16 protein-coding genes are annotated in these 19,443 nt (G+C 72.0%); 10 read left to right on the plus strand and 6 right to left on the minus strand.

Annotation, left to right across the window (positions count from 1 at the left end; genetic code table 11):
* Positions 1-345: 345 nt before the first annotated feature.
* From ABII15_RS20880 to ABII15_RS20890, 3 genes are read left to right on the plus strand one after another with little or no spacing between them, the layout of a single operon-like run.
* The gene (locus ABII15_RS20880) at positions 346-2,565 is read left to right on the plus strand and encodes an aminoglycoside phosphotransferase family protein (RefSeq protein ID WP_353943834.1); all 2,220 of its coding nucleotides are present in this window, start codon (positions 346-348) and stop codon (positions 2,563-2,565) included.
* Between the two features lie 50 nt (positions 2,566-2,615).
* Positions 2,616-3,257, plus strand: a complete 642-nt coding sequence (locus tag ABII15_RS20885) for a TetR family transcriptional regulator (RefSeq protein WP_353943835.1) — start codon at positions 2,616-2,618, stop codon at positions 3,255-3,257.
* 39 nt (positions 3,258-3,296) lie between these two features.
* On the plus strand, positions 3,297-5,342 hold the full coding sequence (locus tag ABII15_RS20890; protein ID WP_353943836.1) for an AAA family ATPase: 2,046 nt from the start codon (positions 3,297-3,299) through the stop codon (positions 5,340-5,342).
* Between the two features lie 89 nt (positions 5,343-5,431).
* Here the strand turns inward: ABII15_RS20890 and ABII15_RS20895 are convergent, their stop codons facing one another.
* A complete protein-coding gene (locus ABII15_RS20895; RefSeq protein WP_353943837.1) occupies positions 5,432-5,926 on the minus strand; it encodes a MarR family transcriptional regulator in 495 nt (164 codons plus the stop codon).
* 175 nt (positions 5,927-6,101) lie between these two features.
* Here ABII15_RS20895 and ABII15_RS20900 point away from each other — a divergent pair, with 175 nt between their 5' ends.
* Together ABII15_RS20900 and ABII15_RS20905 are read left to right on the plus strand one after the other, a co-directional pair.
* Positions 6,102-7,511 (plus strand): MFS transporter, encoded by a 1,410-nt coding sequence (locus ABII15_RS20900; RefSeq protein WP_353943838.1) that lies wholly within the window; start codon positions 6,102-6,104, stop codon positions 7,509-7,511.
* Positions 7,512-7,684: 173 nt separating this feature from the next.
* Positions 7,685-9,037 carry an MFS transporter gene (locus tag ABII15_RS20905; protein WP_353947133.1) on the plus strand — a complete coding sequence of 451 codons (1,353 nt, stop codon included), beginning with the start codon at positions 7,685-7,687 and terminating at the stop codon, positions 9,035-9,037.
* Between the two features lie 322 nt (positions 9,038-9,359).
* Here the strand turns inward: ABII15_RS20905 and ABII15_RS20910 are convergent, their stop codons facing one another.
* Positions 9,360-11,759, minus strand: a complete 2,400-nt coding sequence (locus ABII15_RS20910) for an excinuclease ABC subunit UvrA (RefSeq protein WP_353943839.1) — start codon at positions 11,757-11,759, stop codon at positions 9,360-9,362.
* A 54-nt stretch (positions 11,760-11,813) separates the two neighbouring features.
* Positions 11,814-12,161 carry a VOC family protein gene (locus ABII15_RS20915; RefSeq protein WP_353943840.1) on the minus strand — a complete coding sequence of 116 codons (348 nt, stop codon included), beginning with the start codon at positions 12,159-12,161 and terminating at the stop codon, positions 11,814-11,816.
* A gap of 150 nt (positions 12,162-12,311) precedes the next feature.
* Between ABII15_RS20915 and ABII15_RS20920 the strand changes: the two genes are divergently transcribed.
* The 5 genes from ABII15_RS20920 (at position 12,312) to ABII15_RS20940 (ending at position 15,369) form a co-directional block, all read left to right on the plus strand.
* Entirely contained in the window at positions 12,312-13,193 is an 882-nt protein-coding gene (locus ABII15_RS20920) for an RNA polymerase sigma-70 factor (protein ID WP_353943841.1), read from the plus strand.
* Between the two features lie 100 nt (positions 13,194-13,293).
* On the plus strand, positions 13,294-13,683 hold the full coding sequence (locus ABII15_RS20925) for a DUF805 domain-containing protein (RefSeq protein WP_353943842.1): 390 nt from the start codon (positions 13,294-13,296) through the stop codon (positions 13,681-13,683).
* A gap of 195 nt (positions 13,684-13,878) precedes the next feature.
* Positions 13,879-14,277 carry a helix-turn-helix transcriptional regulator gene (locus ABII15_RS20930; protein WP_353943843.1) on the plus strand — a complete coding sequence of 133 codons (399 nt, stop codon included), beginning with the start codon at positions 13,879-13,881 and terminating at the stop codon, positions 14,275-14,277.
* A gap of 29 nt (positions 14,278-14,306) precedes the next feature.
* The gene (locus ABII15_RS20935; protein WP_353943844.1) at positions 14,307-14,915 is read left to right on the plus strand and encodes a hypothetical protein; all 609 of its coding nucleotides are present in this window, start codon (positions 14,307-14,309) and stop codon (positions 14,913-14,915) included.
* 118 nt (positions 14,916-15,033) lie between these two features.
* Positions 15,034-15,369, plus strand: a complete 336-nt coding sequence (locus ABII15_RS20940) for a DUF2516 family protein (RefSeq protein WP_353943845.1) — start codon at positions 15,034-15,036, stop codon at positions 15,367-15,369.
* A gap of 23 nt (positions 15,370-15,392) precedes the next feature.
* Here ABII15_RS20940 and ABII15_RS20945 read toward each other — a convergent pair whose 3' ends face one another.
* From ABII15_RS20945 to ABII15_RS20955, 3 genes are all read right to left on the minus strand, one after another.
* A complete protein-coding gene (locus ABII15_RS20945) occupies positions 15,393-16,826 on the minus strand; it encodes a fused response regulator/phosphatase (RefSeq protein WP_353943846.1) in 1,434 nt (477 codons plus the stop codon).
* 358 nt (positions 16,827-17,184) lie between these two features.
* A complete protein-coding gene (locus ABII15_RS20950; RefSeq protein WP_353943847.1) occupies positions 17,185-18,246 on the minus strand; it encodes an NlpC/P60 family protein in 1,062 nt (353 codons plus the stop codon).
* A 168-nt stretch (positions 18,247-18,414) separates the two neighbouring features.
* Complete coding sequence (locus tag ABII15_RS20955; protein ID WP_353943848.1) at positions 18,415-19,221, minus strand: class I SAM-dependent methyltransferase; 807 nt, start codon at positions 19,219-19,221, stop codon at positions 18,415-18,417.
* Positions 19,222-19,443 lie beyond the last annotated feature (222 nt).

The following is a 19,443-nucleotide window of genomic DNA, read 5'->3' on the forward strand; positions in this document are numbered from 1 at the left end:
CGTACGAGGTCGTGGTCGGGCGGCCCGTCGTGCCGAGCGGGACCGGGACCGTCCCTGCTCCCGACGTCCGGGGAACCGGGGCCGGGCCCGCCCGGCTCGCCGCGGACGAGGCGGGCAAAGCGGCCGTTGAATCCGCGATCGTGACGATGTCTCAGGACCGGTTCGACTCGGCGCGGACGTACCTGAGCAGCCCAAATCGGTCGTCTCTCGAACATCGGGACCCTTGAGGGTTTCCGTCCGCCACAGAAACCGCGCAGTCTCGTTCTCCGGTGGTGAGGCTTCTGGCACGGGTTTACTGTGTGGGCCTCTGTCACGGCCCGACGCATGAACATCCAGGAGCGGCCTGTGGGCGCTGTCATCGCCCCGATCGCCCTTAGGTCGAGCGACGTCATCGACGTCCGGACCAGGGACCTGTGGGACGGCTTCGCCGCATACGCGCGACGCCACGGCACCACGCTGACGGGACACCACCATAGCAATCACGTGGTGGAGCCGACGGAGGAAATGGCGGCCGCCGTCGGCCTGGCCGCCGGTGCGCGAATCCTGGTCAGGACCCGGAAGTACGACGTGCGTCCCGTGGTGACCAGGACCTGGTCCGACGAGCGGAGGGTGCTGGAGGCGGTCCGCCGTACCACCGAGTACGTGCCCCGGCCGCTGGCCCGGCGGCAGGAGACCGTGTTCCACGGATTCGCCGAGGGGGTTCCCCTCGGTTCCGTCTGCCCGGCCGGCAAGCCGGTCGAGTCCGTGCTGATCGACGCGCTCACCGACCGTCTCGCGAGCCTCGCCGCGGTGCCGGTCGCCGACCTTCCGCCGCGTCCCGGCCACTGGCCCCGCGACGGGGACAGCAGGGGCTTCCTGCGGGCGCTGGCGCACCGGGCCGACGAGCAGATCCGCAGGTCCAACTGGCGGGACTTCGGCGGGCTGTTCGTGGCCCTGGGGGTGCCCGAGAACGCTCTCCAGCGGTACGCGCGCTGGGTGCCGGTCATGACCTCGCGCCCGTTCGGCCTGCTCCACGGTGATCTCCACCGGGACAACGTCATCGTGTCCGGCGGCAGCGACGTCGCCCCGACGTGCGTGGACTGGGAACTCGCCACGTACGGCGACCCGTTGCACGACCTGGCCGTCCACCTGGTGCGCATGAGGTATCCCGAGGACCAGCTCGCCGAAGTGATCAGGTGCTGGGAGCGGGCGATGCGGCGGGTCGGCCCCGACGCGGTCGCGGGACTGCACCAGGACCTGAAGCACTACGTGGCCTTCGAGCACGCACAGTCCGTGTATCCGGATGTCATCCGCGCTGTCGGCGCGCTGGGCGGCCGCTTCGGCCAGGAGCAGCTCGAAGCGGCCGCGCAGGAGATCCACCGGGCGCTGACCACCGCCCGCGAGCCCCTCGGGCTGCGCGACGCACCGGACCGCAAGACGATCGAGCGCCTGCTCTACCGGCGACAGGTGGCCCGTGGGGCCCGGCACCGGGACGAGAGGTTCGCCGTCCCCGTCGCCTGGCGGCAGGACCTCCGTGTTCCCCTGCGCGACGACTTCCCCGACCGGGCGGTCAGGGCCGCGCTGTGGGCGGAGGGCGCGGCCTCGGCACGCCACGTCTTCAAAGGGATCACCCATCTGGCGACGGTCGTGCCGGTGCCGCGCTTCGGGCCCGTCATGATTCGCAGGAAACTCCGCGCGGCCCAGCCGCTCGAACCCCGGTTCCTCAACGAGCACATGGTGCTGCGCGCGATCGAGGACGCCGGGCTCCCCGTCAAGGTGCCCCGCGTGCTCGCGCTCGGGGTCAGCGACCTGGACGACCGGTTCACCATCCATTCGTACATGGGCCCCTCCGACATCCGGCAGGCTCCGCGCCACCCGGAGGGCGGGTTGCTCCTCGGCCAGATGAGCGGCCTGGTGGACCAGCTGTGCGCACTGGCCGGCGTCGGCACGGAGTCCCTGATGCCCGCGATGCGGAGGGCGGGATTCGACGGGGAGGGCTTCTATCCGTGGCTCTGCGGCCAGCTCGTCGTCATGGTGCGGGAGTTGGCGGCGGAGACACGGGTGCTCGCGGGCCGGCTCGGCCTTCCGGACGCCGACACGCTCGGGGAGCTGCTGCGCACGCGCGAGGTGTCGCACCGGCCTCCCGTACTGCTCCACGGTGACCTCCATCCCTGGAACCTGGTGTGCAGCACCCGGGACTTCGGGCTCACGCTCCTGGACTGGGAGATGGCCATGGTCGGCGACCCGCTGTACGACATGGTGCGGCACCTGCACCTCACGCCGACGACCCGAGAGGTCAGGGGGCGGATGAGCGCCCTGTGGGCACAGCGGATGCCGGCCCGCTGCACGGTGGACTGGGAGGCCGACGCACGGGCCTATCAAGGCCTCGAAATCGTCCGCTCGGCCTATGTGGACCTGGACCGGATGATCACCAGGATCGGTCTCGGGGCGCCGAACGTGCGCCGCGCGGTCGACTCGTACACGGCGACGCTGAGCAAGGCGCGGAACTGGCTCGGGATGCCGGCCGGGCCCAGCACGGCGGACCGCCCCTATCTCGCGCTGGCCCTCTCCCGTACGGGGCGCTGACGCCGCGCACACGACGGACGCGCCCGCACGGCCCCCGTACCCTCCTTCCCATGACCACCCCACCCCCCTCCCTCCGCGAACTGAAGAAGCGGCGCACCCGCGAGACGCTCTCCGAGACCGCCGTCCGGCTGTTCCTCGAGAGGGGGTACGACCAGGTGTCCGTGGCCGAGGTGGCCGCGGCGGCCGAGGTGTCCAAGCCGACCCTGTTCCGGTACTTCGCGGCCAAGGAGGATCTGGTCCTGCACCGGTTCGCCGATCACGAGGACGAGGCGGCGCGGGTCGTGGCCGGGCGGGCGGCGGGGGAGAGCGCGCTGGAGGCGCTGCGGCGGCACTTCCTGGCGGGCCTGGAGCGGCGGGATCCGGTGACGGGGCTGTGCGACCACCCGGCGGTTCTCGCCTATCAGCGGCTGCTGTACGGGACGCCGGCCCTGGTGGCGCGGTTGTACGGGTATCAGGAGCGGTCCGAGAAGGCGCTGGCCGGGGCGCTGGGCGGGCCGGAGTTCGAGGCACGGCTGGCGGCCGGGCAGATCGTGGCCGTGCAGCGCGTGCTGGCGCAGGAGAACGGGCGGCGGATCGCGGCCGGGGAGTCGGCCGACGCCATCGCGGCGGACGCGGTGCGCGCCGCCGAGCTGGGGTTCGGGCAGCTGGCCCGGGGGCTGCGGGAGACGCTGGAGAAGAGCGCAACAGAGTAAAGAATGTAACCCGGTAACGTTTTGGGTTATCGTGAGGGCATGAGCGACGACGACTCCCTCGGCTCCGTGCTCGACGCCGAGCGCCGTTTCCACGACACCTGCCGGGCCGCCCTCACCGCCATGGTCGAGGGCGCCGACGAGCAGGTCGTCATCGGGGAGAACGCCTCCGCGTCCGGCGCCGACGCCGAGGTGCTCGGGTACCAACTGCGCAGCCGGGCCAAGGAGATGAAGGAGCTGCCGCCGGCGCCGCTGTTCTTCGGGCGGCTCGACTTCGGGGAGTCGGGCGAGCACGCGCGGCAGAGCTATCACGTGGGGCGGCTGCGCATCACCGAGCACCCGGCCGCGCCGCCGCTCGTCGTGGACTGGCGGGCGCCGGTGTCCCGGGCCTTCTACCAGGCGAGCGCCAAGGATCCACAGGGTGTGGACGTACGGCGCCGGTTCGGATGGGCGCCGAGGAGCGTGGGGGACACCGCGGATCTGACGAGCCTGGAGGACGAGCGGATCGGGGCCGGGGAGACGGACTCCGGGAGCCGGATCCTCGCCGGGGAGATCGAGCGGCCGCGCGTCGGCCCGATGCGGGACATCGCCGCGACCATCCAGCCGGAACAGGACGACCTGGTGCGGGAGGCGCTGACCGCGTCGGTGTGCGTGCAGGGCGCGCCGGGGACCGGCAAGACCGCCGTGGGGCTGCACCGGGCCGCGTACCTGCTCTATACGTTCCCGCAGCGCGTCCAGCGCGGCGGACTGCTGGTCGTCGGGCCCAACCGGACCTTCCTCTCCTACATCTCCGCGGTGCTGCCCGCGCTCGGCGAGAGCGGGGTGCGGCAGTCGACCGTGGAGGAACTGGTGGGCTCGGAGAAGCTGACCGTGCGGTCGTGCGACGACGAGGCCGCCGCCGTCGTCAAGCACGACGTCCGGATGGCCGAGGTGCTGCGCCGGGCGCTGTACGCGCGGGTCTCGACGGCCGGGATCACCGACGGCCTCGCCGTCCCCGACCCGCAGGTCTCCTACCGGTGGCGGGTGCCCGCCGGAGAGCTGGCCCGCATCGTCGAAGGGGTGCTCGCCGAGGCGCCGCCGTACTCGGTGGGGCGCGAGCGGGTCCGCAGCCGGGCCGTGCGGTACATCCAGGAGCGCGCCGAGCGGCGGGCCGTCAACGTCAACCGCGCCTGGACACAGCGGATCGAACGGTCCCGGCCCATGAGCGCCTACGTGGACGCCGTGTGGCCCCGGGTGCGGGCCGAGGAGGTCGTGCATCAACTCCTGTCGGATCCCGAGGTGTTGGCGCGGGCCGCGGACGGGGTGCTCGACGCGGCGGAACAGCGGGCCGTGCTGTGGGCGCGGGCGCCGCGCTCGTGGAAGTCCGCCCGGTGGTCGGCCGCCGATCTGGTGCTCGTCGACGAGGTCGCCGGGCTGCTCGCGCATCCCGAGGGCTACGGGCACATCGTGGTCGACGAGGCGCAGGATCTCTCCCCGATGCAGGCCCGGGTCATCGCGCGGCGCGCCGTCTTCGGTTCGCTGACCGTGCTCGGGGATCTGGCGCAGGGCACCACGCCGTGGGCGGCCCGGAGCTGGCAGGAGCTGCTGGGGCATCTCGGGCGGCCCGAGGCGCGGGTGGTGCCGCTGACCGTGGGGTTCCGGGTGCCCGCGGCCGTGGTGGCGCTGGCCAACCGGGTGCTGGAACGGATCGATGTGGCGGTGCCCGCGGCGCGGTCGCTGCGCGGGGACGGGGAGTTGCGGGTGCGGGAGGTCGGGGATGTGGTGGGCGGGGTCGTGGACGCGGTGCGGCGGGCGCTCGGGTTCGCGGGGTCGGTCGGGGTGATCGCCGCCGAGGGGGATGTGGGGCGGGTGCGGGGTGGGCTCGTCGCCGCCGGGGTTGTCGTCGGTGGGGCCGACGAGTTGGGGGGCCGGGTCAGTGTGCTCGGGGCCGGGGAGGCCAAGGGGCTCGAGTACGACCATGTCGTGGCTGTCGAGCCCGCGGCGATCGTGGAGGCCGAGGCGCGCGGGCTGGAGCGCTTGTATGTGGTGCTGACCCGGGCCGTGTCGCGGCTCGATGTGGTGCATACCCGCCCACTGCCGTTCGACTGACCCCCGGTGGGGGCCGGCCGCGCGGTTCCCCGCGCCCCTGGCCGGTTCTTCGGGCGCGCCCCACCCACCCGCGCTCGGCGACGAAACCGCTAGCCCCTCTGGCGTGCCCTCCGTGCCGGTGTCGCCGGGCTGGGGACCGGGGTGCTCAAGTGCCCGGCGGCCAGGTGGGTGATCAGGCGGAGGAACAGCTCCCGGTCATCCGGAGCGAACGAGGCGAGTGCCTCCTCGTGAACCCCGTCCACGATCTCCTGACTCCGCGCGGCGACCTTGGCGCCCTTCTTCGTCACGGCGATGATCCGCGCCCGGCGATCGGTACGGGACGGCCGCCGCTCGGCCAGCCCCGCCTTCTCCAGGGCGTCGACCGTGACGACCATCGTCGTCTTGTCCATGTCGCCGATCTCGGCGAGCTGGTTCTGGGTGCGCTCCTCCTCCAGCGCGTGCACGAGAACGCAGTGCATCCGCGCCGTCAGACCGATCTCGGCGAGCGCCGCCGCCATCCGCGTACGCAGCACATGGCTGGTGTGGTCCAGGAGGTACGAGAGGTCGGGCCTGGTCCGGGTGGGGGCGGGCGTCATGGCGGTCATGAGGCCAAGGGTAGTTCATCAATGGTTCGGAGAAAGATAGTCTGCAACGGAACTATCTGTTACGGTCGTGTTGTCGTCGCCGCCCGGTAGGGGTGGCGGCCCGACTCGGAGGGACCCTGCCGTGTCCGCCGTAACCACAGATGTCGAAGAGCCCCGTGTAGGGCCCCGCGCTCGCTTGCGAGGCCGCTGGCTCGCCCTGGGTGTCATCGCCGCCGGCACCCTGATGATCATCCTCGACGGCTCCATCGTCACCGTCGCCCTCCCGGCCGTCCAGCAGGACCTGGGCTTCTCCGCGACGGCCCTGAGCTGGGTGGTCAACGCCTACCTCATCGCCTTCGGCAGCCTGCTGCTGCTCGCCGGGCGGCTCGGTGACCTGATCGGGCGCAAGCGGATGTTCCTCGCGGGCACCGTCGTCTTCACCGCGGCCTCGCTCCTGGCGGGGCTGGCCACGACGCCCGCCGTGCTGCTGGCGGCGCGTTTCCTCCAGGGGGTCGGCAGCGCCATGGCCGCCGCCGTCGGGCTCGGTATCCTCGTCACGCTCTTCACCGACCCGCGCGAACGGGCCCGCGCGATAGGCGTGTTCAGCTTCACCGGCGCCGCCGGGGCGTCGATCGGGCAGGTGCTGGGCGGCGTACTGACCGACGTGCTCGACTGGCACTGGATCTTCTTCATCAACCTGCCCATCGGCGCCGCCGTCCTCGCCCTCGCCGTGCCCGCGCTGCCGGGCGACCGGGGAGCAGGACTGCGGGCGGGAGCGGACGTGTGGGGCGCCGTGCTGATCACCGGCGGTCTGATGCTGGCCATCTTCGGCGTCGTCAACATCGAGGCGCACGGGCTGAGTTCGCTGCCCGCGGGCGGGGCCGTCGCCGCCGGACTCGTACTCGTCGCCGGGTTCTTCGTGCGGCAGGCCCGCGCCCGTACACCGCTCATGCCGCTGCGCATCCTGCGCTCGCGCACGGTCGTCGGTGCCAACGTCACCCAGATCCTCACCCTGGCCGCGATGTTCGCCTTCCAGGTCCTCGCCGCGCTCTACATGCAGCGCGTCCTCGGCTACGGGGCCCTGGGCACCGGCCTCGCGATGCTGCCCGCCGCCGTGCTGATCGGGGCCGTGTCGCTCGGTGTCTCGGCGCGGCTCGCGGCGCGGTTCGGGGAGCGGGCGGTGCTGCTCGCGGGCCTCGTGCTGCTGGCCGGGGCGCTCGGCTACCTGGCGCGCGTTCCCGTCCACGGGCAGTACGCGACCGATCTGCTGCCCGTGATGCTGCTGATCTCCGGCGGCGGACTGGTGCTGCCGGCGCTCGCGGGGCTCGGGATGTCGGCGGCGAGCGAGGAGGACGCGGGGCTGGCCTCCGGTCTGTTCAACACCACGCAGCAGATCGGCATGGCGCTCGGCGTCGCCGTCCTGTCGACCCTCGCCGCGGCCCGCGCCGCCGCGCTCACCGACAGCGGCAGCGCGCAGGCCGTCGCGCTGACCGGGGGATACCGGCTCGCGTTCGGGATCGGCGGCGGGTTGATCGCGGCGGCGTTCGTGGTGGCGCTGGTCGTCCTGCGGCCGACGGGATCCCGGGCGGCGCGGGCCGCGCACTGATCCACGTACGGCCGGACGGCGCCGGAAAAGGCGTGGCAGGTCGCGGGGAATGGTGTGTACCTTTCCCGCTCGTGACGACACCCGCCGCTCCTGGACCCGGTGACTCCGACAGCGGCTCCGAGGGGCTCTTCTCCCGTACGTATCTGCCCGCCACGGCGAGTTTCGCCGCCGTGATGTTCCTGAGCGGGTTCGCGGCGCTCGCCGTGCTGCCGATGCTGCCGGTGGCGGCCCGGGATCTCGACGGAGTGGGCCTGTATCCGCTGGTGGCGGGGGCGTTCGTCGCCGCGAGTCTGCTGGGCGGGATGCTCGGCGGGGCCTGGGCGGACCGGGCGGGGGCGCGGCTGCCGCTGATGGTGGGCGTGGTGCTCACCGTCGCCACCCTGATCATCTCGGCGACCAGTACGAGCATCTGGCAGCTGGCCTTCGGGCGGTTCACGGACGGGATCGCGGCCGGGCTCGTGGCGGTCTCCGTGAACGCCGCCATCGGGCAGTCGTACCCCGACCACGTACGGGCCAGGGCCCTGGCCCTGATGAGCACGTGCTGGATCGTGCCGTCGCTCACCGGGCCGCCGCTGGCCGGGCTCGTGGCGGCCTGGTCGTCGTGGCGGACGGTGTTCTTCGGGCTGGCCGTGCTCACCGTGATCCCGGCGGCGGCCGCCGTCCTGCTGCTGCGCGGCCGGCCGATGCGGGCCGACGCGGTATCCGCCGAACCGCCGCCCCGGCCACCGCTGTTGGTCGCCGGTGTGGTGAGCGTGGCGGCGGCGCTGACCCAGTTCGGGGTCTCGGAGTGGGACGTCGTGCACATGCTGTGTACGGGGACGGGGCTCGCGGCGCTGGTCGTGCTCGCCCCGCGCCTGTTGCCGCCCGGCACCTGGCGGGCCGCTCCCGGGCTCCCGGCGACGGCGTTGCTGCGGGCGCTGACCTCGGGCGCGTACTTCACGCTCGAAGCCTTCGTGCCGCTGATGCTGACGACGGCGCGGCGGGTGCCGGAGGTGGTCGTCGGGCTCGCGTTCACCGGGGCCGCGCTGGGGTGGGCCGGGGCGTCGTGGGTGCAGGGGCGGTTGCAGAACCGGGTTCCGCGGGACCTGATGGTGCGTGTGGGGGCCGGGGTGATGGCGGTGGCGGTGGTGCTCGCCGGGTTCTGCACGCTGCGTGCGGTGCCGGCCGCGGTGGCGGTGGCGTCGATGGTGCTGGCCGCCGTGGGGATGGGGTGGGCGGCGCCTTCTCTGACCCTGCTCTCCCTCGCGCACAGTCCGGCGGATCGGCAGGGGGCGGCGAGCAGTGCGATGCAGACGTCCCAGAACCTCGGCCAGACCGTCGTTCTCGCTGTGGCGTCGGGGCTGTTCAGCGCCGTCTCCGCGATGGGCTCCGGGCGGCTTTCGGGGTTCGCGGGGGCGTTCGTGCTGTTGCTGCTGCCGGTCGTCGGTGCGGGCGCCCTGACCGGCCGGACCCGGGTCCCACTCCCGTCCCCCGCTTCCCTCCGCGCCTCGCGCCGTGGCCGGTCGCGCAGTTCCCCGCGCCCCTAGAACCATCCGTCACGCGCGGCTCTCGTCGTGGCTGGTCGCGCAGTTCCCCGCGCCCCTGGAAACCAGTTCTCACGCGCGGCTCTCGTCGTGGCTGGTCGCGCAGTTCCCCGCGCCCCTGAGAGGCCTGCGGCCTCCAGGGGAGGCTGCGCGTCAGCGCATGCCTCAGGGGCGCGGGGAACTGCGCGAGAAGCGGCCACCGGGCCGCGCGTGACGAACTACCCAGGGGCGCGGGGAACTGCGCGAGAAGCCCCACCGGGCGGCAGCCGAACGACAGCCCAGCCCGGCAGGGGCGCCCCCGCGCACCCGCCCCGGGACCCGGAAATCACGCCCCCACGTACCGAGCCAGATGCTCCCCGGTCAACGTGGATCGCTCGGCCACCAGATCCCCCGGCGTCCCCTCGAACACGACCCGCCCGCCGTCGTGCCCGGCCCCCGGCCCCAGATCGATGATCCAGTCCGCGTGAGCCATCACCGCGGGATGGTGCTCGACCACGATCACCGTCCTGCCGGAGTCGACCAACCGGTCGAGCAGGCCGAGGAGTTGTTCCACGTCGGCCAGGTGGAGCCCGGTCGTCGGCTCGTCGATGACGTAGACGGTGCCGGCCCCGCCACCCGCGGCCCCCCTGCCGACCAGATGCGTCGCCAGCTTCAGACGCTGGCGCTCCCCGCCGGACAGCGTGGTGAGCGGCTGGCCGAGGGTGAGGTAGCCGAGGCCGACGTCGGCGAGCCGGGTGAGGATCTTGTGGGCGGCCGGGGTACGGGCAGGACCGTCGGCGAAGAAGGCCTCGGCCTCCGCGACCGGCATGGCCAGCACCTCGCTGATGTCCCGCCCGCCGAACGTGTACTCCAGGACCGAGGAGTCGAACCGGCGCCCCTCGCAGTCCTCGCACGTCGACGAGACACCGGCCATCATCGCCAGGTCGCTGAAGACGACCCCGGCGCCGTTGCACGTGGGGCACGCGCCCTCGGAGTTGGCGGAGAACAGCGCGGGCTTCACGCCGTTCTCCTTCGCGAAGGCCTTCCGGATCGGCTCCAGCAGGCCCGTGTAGGTCGCCGGGTTGCTGCGGCGCGAACCGCGGATCGGGGTCTGGTCGACGGAGACGACGCCCTCGGCGCCCTCCTGGAGCGGGATCGAGCCGTGGACGAGCGAGCTCTTGCCGGAACCCGCCACGCCCGTGACGACGGTCAGGACGCCCAGCGGGATGTCGACGTTGACCTTCTGGAGGTTGTGGGTGTCGGCGCCGCGGATGGACAGCTTGCCCGTGGCGTCGCGCGGCGCCTCCTTGAGCGCCCTGCGGTCGTCGAGGTGCCGGCCGGTGACCGTGCCGCTGGCCCGCAGGCCGTCCACGTCGCCCTCGAAGCAGATGGTGCCGCCCGCCGTCCCCGCGCCCGGCCCGAGATCCACCACGTGGTCGGCGATCGCGATGACCTGCGGCTTGTGCTCGACCACGAGCACCGTGTTGCCCTTGTCGCGCAGGCGCAGCAGCAGATTGTTCATGTTGCCGATGTCGTGCGGGTGCAGCCCTGTCGTCGGCTCGTCGAAGACGTACGTGACGTCGGTGAGGGACGAGCCGAGATGACGGATCATCTTCACGCGCTGCGCCTCGCCGCCGGAGAGCGTGCCGGCCGGGCGGTCCAGGGAGAGATAGCCGAGCCCGATCTCCACGAACGAGTCCAGGCTCTGCTGGAGCGCTTCGAGGAGCGGGGCGACCGAGGGCTCCTTGAGCGTGCGGACCCACTCCGCGAGGTCCCGGATCTCCATCCGGCAGGCGTCGGCGATCGAGATCTTCTTGATCCTGGAGGAGCGGGGGCCCTCGGCCAGCCGCGTCCCGTCGCACTCCGGGCAGACCGAGAAGGCCGTGGCCCGCTCGACGAAGGCGCGTACGTGCGGCTGGAGCGTGTCGATGTCCTTCGACAGCATCGACTTCTGGATCTTCGGGATCAGGCCCTCGTAGGTGAGGTTGATGCCCTCGACCTTGATCTTCGTGGGCTCCTTGTGGAGCAGGTCGTTCAGCTCGCGCTTGGTGTACTCGCTGATCGGCTTGTCCGGGTCGAAGAAGCCGCAGCCCCGGTAGATCCGGCCGTACCAGCCGTCCATCGTGTAGCCGGGGATGGTGAGCGCGCCCTCGTTGAGCGACTTGGAGGCGTCGTAGAGCTGGGTCAGGTCGATGTCGGAGACCGAGCCGCGCCCCTCGCACCGCGGACACATGCCGCCGAGCCGCTCGAACGTCGCCTTGACCGCCTTCTTGTTGCCGACGCTGATCGCGCCCGCGCCCTTCGCGGACGCCGTGTTGAAGGAGAACGCGCTCGGCGGCCCGATGTGCGGCTCACCCAGCCTGCTGAACAGGATCCGCAGCATCGCGTGCGCGTCCGTCGCCGTGCCGACCGTGGACCGCGGATCCGCGCCCATCCGCTGCTGGTCCACGATGATCGCCGTCGTCAGCCCGTCCAGGACGTCCACCTCGGGGCGGGACAGCGACGGCATGAAGCCCTGCACGAACGAGCTGTACGTCTCGTTGATCAGCCGCTGCGACTCGGCGGCGACGGTGTCGAAGACGAGCGAGCTCTTGCCCGAACCCGAGACGCCCGTGAACACCGTGAGACGGCGCTTGGGGATGTCGATGCTGACGTCCTTGAGGTTGTTCTCACGGGCGCCGTGCACACGGATCAGGTCGTGACGGTCGGCGGCGTGCGGGGTCGCCGCTCTCTTGGCGGGGCTCATGGATCGTGTCTCTCCCTGTGTCCGGTCGGTGTCCGGGTCCGTGCGGGCCGCGCGTCAGCTGTCCTGAAGCAGGCCCAGGACGTTGCCGTCGGCGTCGGTGAAGGTGGCCACCAGGCGGCCGGGACCGACCTCGTGCGCGGCCTCCTTCACAGTGCCACCCGCGGCGGTCACCTCGGCGAGCTTTGCCTCGATGTCCGATACGTGCCAGTAGGTCACCGGGGACGCCATGGCCTGCGGACCACCGTTCGGTACGAGGCCGATGTGCTGGCCCGCGACATCGAACCCGACGTAGTACTCGGAGTCCGCCTGGGGCTCCGTACCGAGCAGAGCGGCGTACACGGCCTTGGCCTTGGCCACGTCGGAGACGGGGTGGAGGACGGTCTTGATGCCATGGTTCGTCATGATTACTCCTTTTTCTGTGTCTGTACGAACGACGCTAACCGTGGCCGGGTCGAGCCGCTTCTCGATTCCTGACCGCTTGCGTCGCCGCAGGTCACGGCGGTCTCGGGGCGGTCGTGTCACGGACGCGCGGCCGCCGGTGTCCTTAGGGACATGACGAACGCACCCGGGTCGCGGGACCCGTTCCTCACGCACCGGAACCTGCTGTTCACCGTCGCCTACGAGATGCTCGGCTCGGCGGCCGACGCGGAGGACGTGGTCCAGGAGTCCTGGCTGCGCTGGTCCGCCGTCGACCCGGCGGGAGTGAGCGACCCGCGCGCGTACCTGATACGCATCGTCACGCGGCAGTCCCTCAACCGGCTGCGCACCCTGTCCCGCCGCCGCGAGGACTACGTCGGTGAATGGCTGCCCGAACCGCTGCTGACCAGCCCGGACGTCGCCGAGGACGTCGAGCTCGCGGAGAGCGTGTCGATCGCCGTGCTCACGGTCCTCGAAACGCTCGCGCCGGCCGAGCGCGCGGTGTTCGTGCTCCGCGAGGTCTTCGGCCTGCCGTACGAGGAGATCGCCGAGGCGGTCGGCAAGTCCGCGCCGGCGGTGCGGCAGACCGCGCGGCGGGCCCGCACGCACGTGGCGGCCCGCAGGCCCCGGATGCGGGTGGAGCGGGCGGAGCAGCGGGAGGTCGTGGCGCGGTTCCTGGCCGCGCTGCGCACCGGGCGGATCCAGGAGCTGATGGAGGTCATGGCGCCCGACGTGGTCATGATCACCGACGGGGGCGGTGTGGTGGCCGCGGCGCTCGAACAGCTGCACGGCGCCGATCTGGTCGCGCGGATCCTCGCGGGCGCGCACGGCAAGGTGACCGAACTCGACATCGCGGTCGTGCTCCTCAACGGTGAGCCCGCAGGCCGCGTCGACTTCGACGGGGAGCCGTCGACGGTCAGCCTCGCGGTGGAGGACGGTCTGATCACGCGGATCTACGTGGTCCGCAACCCGGGCAAGCTGACGCGCCTGGACACTCCGTCGGACCTCACCCGGTGAGACCGCGACAAGTTCGTTGACCACGGTGGGCGGTCTCGTCTACGTTCAGCATGAATCATGCGGTTGTGAGCATGACATAAGTGCGAACGCAGGGGGGCCTGTGCACTACTACACCGATGTCCTCAAGAAGTACGCGACGTTCCAGGGGAGGGCTCGGCGTGCCGAGTACTGGATGTTCGCGCTGTTCAACGCCATCATCGCGGGCGTCCTGGCGATCCTCGCCGTCGTCACGAGGAGCACGGCCCTCTATGTCGTCTACGGCCTGTACATCCTGGCGACGCTGCTGCCCTCGCTGGGCGTCCTGGTGCGCCGGCTGCACGACACGGGGCGTTCGGGGGCCTGGTTCTTCATCAGCTTCGTCCCGTTCGTCGGCGGCATCTGGCTGCTCGTCCTGACGGTCCTCGAGGGCACTCCGGGCGACAACACCTACGGCCCGAACCCGAAGGGCCTGGGCGGGCCCCAGCCCGGCCCGGGGGCGTACGCGGTCTGATCCCGTCGCGCGCCGCACCGCCCGACCGCTCGCCAAGTGCCCTGATCCGCCGCCGGATCAGGGCACTCGCGCGTCCTGGCCGCCTCACGGGGTACCCGTGCACCCGGTGCGGTCCCGCGGCCGGCCGATGAGACGCGGCGCACTATTGCAAGCATCTGCTTGCAATAGTTAGCGCGCGTGCGGCAGTATCGACGTATGGCATCGCTCAACGTCGGCAATCTCGGCGAGTATCTGCGCGAGCAGCGTCGCAACGCGCAGTTGTCGCTCCGTCAGCTCGCCGATGCCGCAGGGGTGTCCAACCCGTATCTCAGCCAGATCGAGCGCGGGCTGCGCAAGCCGAGCGCGGAGGTGCTGCAGCAGGTCGCCAAGGCCCTGCGGATCTCCGCCGAGACGCTGTACGTGCGCGCCGGCATCCTCGACGCCGAGCGGGACCGGGACGAGATCGAGACACGTGCGGTGATTCTCGCCGACCCCTCGCTCGACGAGCGCCAGAAGCAAGTCCTGTTGCAGATCTACGAATCCTTCAGGAAAGAGAACGGGAACCACGACGGTGGACCCGACGACGGCGACGGTGCCGAGCCCTCAAGCAAGTAGCAGTTGATGTGATCCGGGAGGACCACGCCATGGCCATCAAGGACGACCTGCGCAAGACCTTCTCCGACCCGACCCCGCTCTACTTCGCCGCGGGCGCCGCCGAATTGACGTACCAGCAGGCGAAGAAGGTGCCGGGCCTCGTCGAGCAGCTGCGCGCCGAGGCGCCCGCGCGCTTCGAGGCCGTACGCAACACCGACCCCAAGGACGTGCAGGAGAAGGCGACCGGCCGCGCCAAGGAGGCGCAGGCCACGATCACCGCGAAGGTGAACGAGATCGTCGCCGTCCTCGACACCGACCTGAAGAAGCTCGGCGAGACGGCGCAGGAGTTCGCGCTGCGCGGCGTCGGCATCGCCGCCGAGGCCGCCGTCAAGGCGCGCGAGACGTACGAGAAGGTCGCCGAGCACGGCGAGGAGACCGTGCGGAGCTGGCGCGGTGAGGCGGCCGACGAGATCGTCGAGATCGCCGGGGCCGTCGAGCCGGACCCCGAGCCGGCGGCTTCGGCCACCACGGAGGCTTCGGCCACCACGGCCGAGAAGCCCGCGGCCGCGAAGAAGGCTCCCGCCGCCAAGAAGGCGACGGCGAAGAAGGCCCCGGCCGCCAAGAAGCCGGGTCCCGGCACCGCGCCGCAGGCCAAGTAGGGCGTACGCCGATGGGCCGGGCACGTATCGCGTGCCCGGCCCGTTGTACGGGTACGGTGACCGCAATGACGGGGCGCCGTGGCGCAGGCAGGTCGATTCAGGTGGTGGCGTTGTGCTGATGCAGGGTTTCAACAGTTTCTTGTCGCTGCTGAACCTCGCGTTGATCGTCTTCAGCGGCTTCGCGCTGGTCGACGCGGCGATCCGGCGTGAGGACGCGTTCCGCGCGGCGGACAAGAAGACCAAGCCGTTCTGGCTGATCATTCTCGCGCTGGCCTTCGTCGTGAACTGGATCTTCGGGATCCTGTCGTTCCTGCCGATCATCGGGCTCATCGCGACGATCGTGTACATGGTCGACGTGCGGCCCGCCGTCCGGCAGGTCAGCGGCGGCGGTGGCGGCCGCAGGGGCGGCTCCAGCAGCGACGGCCCGTACGGCCCGTACAACGGCGGGCGCTGACCCCACCCGGGTACCGAGCGGGGTCACCGGTCCAGCAGCAGTACCGCCACGTCGTCCGTCAGCTCGCCCCCGTTGAGGTCGCGCACCTCGTTCATCGCGGCCTCCAGCAGTTCCTCGCCGCGCAGGCCCTGGGCCTGCTGGCGGCGGATCATCTCCACCATGCCCTCCTGGCCGAGGCGCTGGTTCCCCTGGCCGATCCGGCCCTCGATCAGACCGTCCGTGTAGAGCATCAGGTTCCAGGACGGGCCCAGCTCCACCTGCATCCGCGGCCAGCGGGCCTTCGGCAGCAGTCCGAGGGCCGGGCCGCTGTTCTCGTACGGGAGCAGCGTCGCCGGGCGGCCCGGGCTCGCGATCAGCGGCGACGGGTGGCCGGCCAGGCACAGTCCCGCGCGGCGGCCGTCCGGCGCGATGTCCACCGTGCACAGCGTCGCGAAGATCTCCTCGTCCGAGCGCTCGTGCTCCAGGACCCGCTGGAGGGTCGACAGGAGCTCGTCGCCGCACAGGCCCGCGAACGTCAGGGCCCGCCACGCGATGCGCAGCTGGACGCCGAGCGCCGCCGCGTCGGGGCCGTGGCCGCAGACGTCGCCGATCATCGCGTGGACCGTGCCGTCGGGCGTGCGGACCGTGTCGTAGAAGTCGCCGCCGAGCAGCGCACGGGAGCGGCCGGGCCGGTAGCCGGACGCGAAGCGCAGGGACGATCCTTCGAGCAGCGGGGTCGGCAGCAGGCCGCGCTCCAGGCGGACGTTCTCCTGGGCGCGCAGCCGGGACTCGGTGAGCTTGCGCTGGGCCACGTCGCCGCGCTTGCGCTCGACGGCGTAGCGGATGGCGCGGCCGAGCAGCCGGCCGTCCAGCTCGTCGCGGAAGAGGTAGTCCTGGGCGCCCACCCGGACCGCCTCGGCACCGCGCTCGGCGTCGCCCGACGCGGTCAGCGCCAGGACGGCGTGCCGGGGCGCGAGGCGCAGCACGTGCCGCAGCGTCTCCAGCTCGTCGCCGCCGTCCCGGTCCGTCCTGGCGCCGGGCAGCGCGAGGTCGAGCAGGATGCAGTTGACGTCGTGCGTGAGCAGCCGCTCGGCCTCGGTGAGGTTGCGGGCGGTGCGGACGCGGATCGGCTTGCCCGCGGCGTCGGGTACCTCCGGGACGGTGAGGGACCCGGTCGGGTCGTCCTCGATGACCAGGAGCGTGAGGCCGGTGGTCTGGCCGGCGGTCGAGCTGCTGGTGTCCTCTGTGGCCATGGTGTCCGTGGTGTTCTCCGTGACATCCGTGGTGCCGAGGGCTCGGGTCGTGGTGCTGGTGCTGGTGCTGGTGCTGATGTCTGCGCTTTTCGCGGCCATGGGGCCGGTCGTGTCGCGGGCGGTCGGCCGGCGGGCCGGTCCGGCGGACGGTGTCGTGGACGCAGCTTGAGCCTGACCACCTTCCACGGCCGGGATCGCTCTCTGCCGCGGTACGGGTACGGGCATCGCTAGGTTTCCTTCCCTCCCCCCGAGGGCGCGGTGGGACGAAGGTCCTCGAACCACCGACGGGGACCTTAGCGTCAGCCGCCGCCCGAACGGAATGGTGAACGGAGATCGGCCACCGTCATATGCCGCGCCCGGGAGCGGAATTGGGCAGGTTCCGGCCCTTGGGGGCCGGATGCGGGATGACGAAGATCACGTCGGAACGGTGGAACTGGAGTGAAGGAAGTGTGATGCGTCACGTGGGCCGCGCCACGTGGTCCCGGCACCCCGCGGGCGCGCGTTCCGGCACCGCTCCGGCACCGCTCCGGCACCGGCTCCGGAACAGCTTCGGCACCGGCCCCCGGGGCGGCCCCGGCGCCCCTCACGCGTCGGGCCGCACGACTCCCAGGATCGCCATCGAGCCGGCGCCCGCCACGGTCACGGTCCGTCCGGGCCGCGGGGCGTGGATGATCGCGCCGTCGCCTATGTACATCCCGACGTGGCTGGCGTCGTCGTGGTAGATGATCAGGTCGCCGGGGCGCATGTCCTGGATGTCGATGTGCTTGAGCTGCTTCCACTGCTCCTGGGACGTGCGCGGGATGCCGTGGCCGGCCGCGGCCCAGGCCTGCGAGGTGAGGCCCGAGCAGTCGTACGACTTCGGGCCCTCGGCGCCCCACACGTACGGCTTGCCGAGCTGGGCGGTGGCGAACTGGACCGCCTTCTTGCCCGCGGGCGTCGCCCGGCCGTCGATCTCCTTCAGGACGCCCGAGGAGAGCCAGGCCGTCTGCGCCTGCTGCTCGGCCTGCTCCTCCAGCTTGCGCAGCCGCTCGCGCTCCTTCTTCTCCAGCCTGTTCTCCAGCTCCTGCGCTTCCTTGATCTGCCGCTCGATCTTCTTCTTGGCCGCGGCCTTCTCCTTGGCGCCCGCGTCCAGCTCTTTCCACTTGGCGGAGGCGTCGTCGGCGTAGCGCGCGAGATCGTCCTGGGTGTCGGCCAGTTGGGACAGCAGGTTCTTCGTGGCCTGCTGGCCCTGGTACATCCGGCCGGCGCTGTCGAGGAAGTGCTGCGGGTCGCCGGAGAGCAGGAACTGCGTCTCGCGCGGGATGCCGCCGTTGCGGTACTGCTCGCGGGCGACCGCGCCCGCGCTGCTCTTGAGGCGGTCGAGCCGGCGCTGCCCGTCGGCGATCTTCTGGGCCAGCTTCACGATCGCGTCGGACTGCTTCTCGGCCTTCTCCTCCGCGGCGTTGTACTCGTCCGTCGCCACCGCCGCGTCGTGGTACAGCTTGTCGATCTTCGCGCGGACCGCTTCCAGGTCCTTGCTCTTCGGTGTCGCCGACGGCGAGGGAGTGGGCGCCGGTGCCGCATGGGCCAGGCCGGGCGCCGCCAGGACGGTCACGGCGCAGACCAGTGCCACGGCCGCCATCGTCGTCGTACTCCGCTTGCTCATCCGCTCCGCCCCCACAGCCGAGACCGTCTCAGGCCACCCCACGGTGAAACCTGATTTACCGTCAGTAACTTGTGCGCGTTCGGTGGATGGTGCCACGTGTTCGCCGAATCCGACAGACCCCGCACGGTGTGACGAACGGCGCGCCGAGTTCGTTCCCGCCGCGCCCCGTCAGTCCCGCGAGCCCCCGACCGGCGCCAACGCCCCCCACGCCACGGTGACTTCGCCCTGTCGCCAGCGTGCCGGGGTGTCCACCACCGGCCAGTCGGCCGTCAGGGCGCGGACGGTGCTGATCCAGCGCTGCCGGGCCCCGTACGAGGCGTAGGGGGCCGCCGCCGCCCAGGCCCGGTCGAAGTCGCGCAGGAAGGCGTGCACCGGCTCGCCGGGGACGTTGCGGTGGATCAGCGCCTTGGGCAGCCGCTCGGCGAGGTCGGAGGGGGTGTGCAGGGAGCCGAGCCGGGTCGCGAAGGTCACCGTGCGCGGTCCTTCCGGGCCGAGCGCCACCCACACGTGCCGCCGCCCGATCTCGTCGCAGGTGCCCTCCACGAGCAGCCCGCCCGGCGCGAGCTTCCCGCACAGCCGCTCCCAGACCCCGGCGACCTGGTCCTCGTCGTACTGGCGCAGCACGTTCGCGGCGCGGATCAGCGAGGGCGCCTGGGCGAGCGGCAGCTCGAAGCCGCCGTGCCGGAACGTGAGCCCCTCGCGCTCGTACGGCTTCGCGGCTGCGACCCGCGCCGGTTCGATCTCGATGCCGACCACGCGCGCGCGGGGCGCGGCCTCGCGCAGCCGGGCCAGCAGCTCCACGGCGGTCCAGGGCGCGGCGCCGTAGCCGAGGTCGACGGCGACCGGGTCGGCGGCCCGGCGCAGCGCGGCGCCGTGCACGGCCGCGATCCAGCGGTCCATCCGGCGCAGCCGGTTGGGGTTGGTGGTGCCTCGCGTCACCGTTCCTACGGGGCGGGACGGGGTACGCGGGCTCACAGGTACGAGAGTACGCGGCGCCGCCACGCCGAGCCGCCGCGCGGTCTCGTACGGTAATGATTCGGCAAAGTGGAAATGGAGGGCCTCGGTCCGATGTTGCCGCTCTTGGACGAGGGCTTGTGCCCTCCGTCAGCCGTGCCCGCAGCAGGGGCCCGGCGCAGCCGCCGCCGCGCGGTGGCAGAGCCGCAGCAGAGCCGTAGAAGAGCCCACCAGGGCCGCCAG

This window comes from Streptomyces sp. HUAS MG91, from assembly GCF_040529335.1.
GTDB lineage: Bacteria > Actinomycetota > Actinomycetes > Streptomycetales > Streptomycetaceae > Streptomyces > Streptomyces tabacisoli.

Bases quoted from the DNA above. Each gene is read 5' to 3' on its own strand.
- ABII15_RS20940 (WP_353943845.1), top strand. From the start codon at position 15,034: ATGCAGGGTTTCAACAGTTTCTTGTCGCTGCTGAACCTCGCGTTGATC.
- ABII15_RS20885 (WP_353943835.1), top strand. From the start codon at position 2,616: ATGACCACCCCACCCCCCTCCCTCCGCGAACTGAAGAAGCGGCGCACC.
- ABII15_RS20930 (WP_353943843.1), top strand. From the start codon at position 13,879: ATGGCATCGCTCAACGTCGGCAATCTCGGCGAGTATCTGCGCGAGCAG.
- ABII15_RS20945 (WP_353943846.1), bottom strand. From the start codon at position 16,826: ATGCCCGTACCCGTACCGCGGCAGAGAGCGATCCCGGCCGTGGAAGGT.
- ABII15_RS20910 (WP_353943839.1), bottom strand. From the start codon at position 11,759: ATGAGCCCCGCCAAGAGAGCGGCGACCCCGCACGCCGCCGACCGTCAC.
- ABII15_RS20905 (WP_353947133.1), top strand. From the start codon at position 7,685: ATGTTCCTGAGCGGGTTCGCGGCGCTCGCCGTGCTGCCGATGCTGCCG.
- ABII15_RS20895 (WP_353943837.1), bottom strand. From the start codon at position 5,926: ATGACCGCCATGACGCCCGCCCCCACCCGGACCAGGCCCGACCTCTCG.
- ABII15_RS20890 (WP_353943836.1), top strand. From the start codon at position 3,297: ATGAGCGACGACGACTCCCTCGGCTCCGTGCTCGACGCCGAGCGCCGT.
- ABII15_RS20935 (WP_353943844.1), top strand. From the start codon at position 14,307: ATGGCCATCAAGGACGACCTGCGCAAGACCTTCTCCGACCCGACCCCG.
- ABII15_RS20915 (WP_353943840.1), bottom strand. From the start codon at position 12,161: ATGACGAACCATGGCATCAAGACCGTCCTCCACCCCGTCTCCGACGTG.
- ABII15_RS20920 (WP_353943841.1), top strand. From the start codon at position 12,312: ATGACGAACGCACCCGGGTCGCGGGACCCGTTCCTCACGCACCGGAAC.
- ABII15_RS20950 (WP_353943847.1), bottom strand. From the start codon at position 18,246: ATGAGCAAGCGGAGTACGACGACGATGGCGGCCGTGGCACTGGTCTGC.